Genomic DNA, 516 nt, shown 5'->3' with positions numbered 1-516 from the left:
AGAATATTTGTCTACGGGTCAGCCGTTTGGTGGCGATTTGTTTTTTACCAAACCCTAACAATTATCCAGAAGTGAACCATATTGATTGTAATAGAGCAAACAACACTGTATCTAATCTTGAATGGTGTACAAGTCAATATAACACTGCGTATCGTGATAAATTAGGTCACACAGCCAAGCATAACGCCCCAAAGAAACCTGTAATTGCAGTAAATTTAGAAACTGGTAAAGTTCTACGCTTCGAGTCGCAAGCAGAAGCTGAACGTCAGCTTGGAATTTCTAATCAGAGAATTAATGATGTTCTCAAAGGTCGGAATAAAACAGCTGGTGGCTATTTGTTTACTGAAAATGAGAGTGAAATTACTGAAGAAAAAATTCGGGAAGTTAAAGTCAACATGCCATTCTCTGGCGGGGTAATAGCTATTGACCTAAACACTTTCGAGGCTTTTAGATTTGAATCTCAACGTCAAGCTGCACGTCAGTTAGGTATTGATTATTCACACATTAGTGCTGTCA

1 protein-coding gene is annotated in these 516 nt (G+C 38.4%); it reads left to right on the top strand.

What is annotated here, in order from left to right; all coding sequences use genetic code 11:
• Positions 1 to 71: 71 nt before the first annotated feature.
• The coding region (locus CXQ96_RS17960; RefSeq protein ID WP_258059195.1) for an NUMOD1 domain-containing DNA-binding protein at positions 72 to 516 on the top strand (445 nt) is incomplete at its 3' end.

The sequence above is a fragment of the Arthrobacter sp. B1805 genome, assembly GCF_002929745.1.
Taxonomy (GTDB): Bacteria; Actinomycetota; Actinomycetes; order Actinomycetales; family Micrococcaceae; genus Arthrobacter_D.
The sequence above is the reverse complement of the archived record's forward strand: the minus strand, read 5'-3'. Positions and strand labels throughout refer to the sequence as shown.